Origin of the sequence: Hydrocoleum sp. CS-953, from assembly GCF_002260545.1 — a bacterium.
GTDB lineage: Bacteria > Cyanobacteriota > Cyanobacteriia > Cyanobacteriales > Microcoleaceae > Trichodesmium.
On record NZ_LGSU01000174.1, the window covers coordinates 1 to 2341 of the forward strand.

2 protein-coding genes are annotated in these 2341 nt (G+C 32.7%); both read right to left on the reverse strand.

The window, feature by feature from the left end; translation table 11 throughout:
- Window positions 1-252: 252 nt before the first annotated feature.
- Complete coding sequence (locus tag AFK68_RS01390; protein ID WP_094671045.1) at window positions 253-1197, reverse strand: o-succinylbenzoate synthase; 945 nt, start codon at window positions 1195-1197, stop codon at window positions 253-255.
- Between the two features lie 354 nt (window positions 1198-1551).
- On the reverse strand, window positions 1552-2341 hold a 790-nt coding region (gene menH / locus AFK68_RS01395), incomplete at its 5' end, for a 2-succinyl-6-hydroxy-2,4-cyclohexadiene-1-carboxylate synthase (RefSeq protein ID WP_371357191.1).

Below are 2341 nucleotides of genomic sequence, written 5' to 3' on the forward strand. Positions count from 1 at the left end.
TTTTCTCGGCAAAAATTAGTAGGTAAGCAAAATATTTCATCTGCCACAACTATATAGATAAGGTTCGACTCCCGCCGACAGATATCAGAATCGAAATTTCTACTTCTGCCAGAATTTTCTCTCAGAGCAGAGAAGATTTTCTCGGCAAAAATTAGTAGGTAAGCAAAATATTTCATCTGCCACAACTATATAGATAAGGTTCGACTCCCGCCGACAGATATGAGAATCGAAAATTTCTTTTCTACTTCTAACTTAATTTTCTCTATTTTCATCAAAACATTGGGTGATCCCAAAACCAAAAGCACGATTTTTTATTAAGTTTGGTTGTAATTCTGTGGCAAGTTTAAGTCCTGCTTTTCTGCCAATATTTGTTTCAAATACTGAAGAAAAAACTGCATCAATAGAATGATTTTTGCAAAAGTTGTGAAGTTCTCTTCGCGAACCAAAAATAGCAGGTTTAATCACAAATATTTCGCGCCAACCCTGTTGATAATATTGCTGCATTTTTCTGAGGTTTGCAACAGATTCATCTAAAGCAATAGAGGTAGAGTAGGAATTACTTAATTCCAACATTTCCGGAAATTTATCAACAGATAAAGGTTGTTCAATAAATTCAATTATCTTGAGATTTTCGCAAATTTCTAACCATTGCTTTGCCTCCTCAAAAATTAATCCACCATTAGCATCTAATCTCAGATTTATTTCAGTAGGCAGTTCTTTAACTAACTGCTGAAATATTTCTAGTTCTGTTTTAATTTTATCAACTCCAATTTTCCATTTGAAAGTTCGATATCCCTCTTGCCAAAGTTGCTGCCAAATTTCTAAAGCTGCTTCTCCTCCTGGCAATAAAGCACTGTAAAAATTCTTGCTCAATTCTTCCTTTTCCTCTACTTGTACTTGTTGAAAATTTTCCCAGGCTGACTCAAAGCCAAATTTACAACTAGGTAAATTATCGGGAATAGAAAAAATAGTTTCTTTTGTTATTTCTTTTGGCAACTGGTGACAAAAATCTAAAGCTTCCGACAAAGTTTCCGACCCAAACCAACTTAAAGGTGCAATTTCACCTAAACCTATTTTTCCAGTTTTACTGGTTAGTTGTAGAATAATTCCTTTTCTAACATCCCAGATACCATGACTCGTTTTGAGAGGTTGTTTGAAGTTACGTTTGTAGAGTGAAAATTGTAATTTGTAGTGCATGATTTGTATTGGAGCATTTTTTGAGAATATTTTTTTTGACAAAACTCACCACCCTACCTCTTGGATTAATAGTAAGATGAGATTTGCAGGTGAGAGAGAGAAATAAATGAGGAAAAAATCCTTTAATATTATTGACCAAACCAATAATATTGGTGTAATCTTTGCTTACTTCCTAACTACCTATTAAACCAGGGCTATTTGGTTCTAATTTCTGACTTTTTGTACATTAACGAAAATATGGCTTTTCAAGGATTGAAGGTTATATCAACTAATCTCTCAATCGTCACTTGATTCTAGAATGAAATAGCCCTACTATTAAACAAAGCTTTCAAGACTGATGGAGCCGGAATAGGTTTATACTTTCTTCTCTGTTCCTTTTATCAAAAAATTTATTATACTTTCAACCCATTCTCTAGAATTTTCACAGTGAATATTATGACCAGATTCAGGAATTATTTTCACTTTAGCAAACTGACATAATTCTTCCATTTCAGTGTTAATAGATTGAAATTTCTCATCATACTCTCCCACCATTAATAATGTAGGAATCTGATGATTTGATAATTTATCCCAAAGTGAAGGTTGATTACCTATTCCCAAATTTTGGAGAGATTTTGCTAAATCCAATGGATTATTTTCCAACCGCCTTCCTCTGACCTTTTCAAAATTATCATGTTGTCTCAAAGATTCAAACAATGGTTGATTATACCAGTTAAATAAAAACTTTTGAAAATTGCTATTTTCCAACTTATCAGCTAATTTTAAATCTGACTCATAACGAAGCGATCGCTCTACTTTAGTCTTTAGCCCTGGAGATGCTGATTCTAATATTATTTTTTCAAACCGATTCGGACAATTTATCGCCAGATATAATGCCAATCTACCACCCATTGAATAGCCAAATAAATAACATTTTTCAATCTTTAAATCATCTAATAAATCAATCAATGCTTTAGCAGTATTTGGCATATTGTAATATTCTTCACTGCCAAAAACTCTAGTTTTTCCATGCCCAGGTAAGTCAACTGTTAGACAACAAAATTTTTCAGATAACTGAGGAATAATTTCTATAAAATCATCACTATTCCCCATAAACCCATGTAGTAATAAAATAACCTGTTTATTCCTTTTTTCAGTTAAAGAG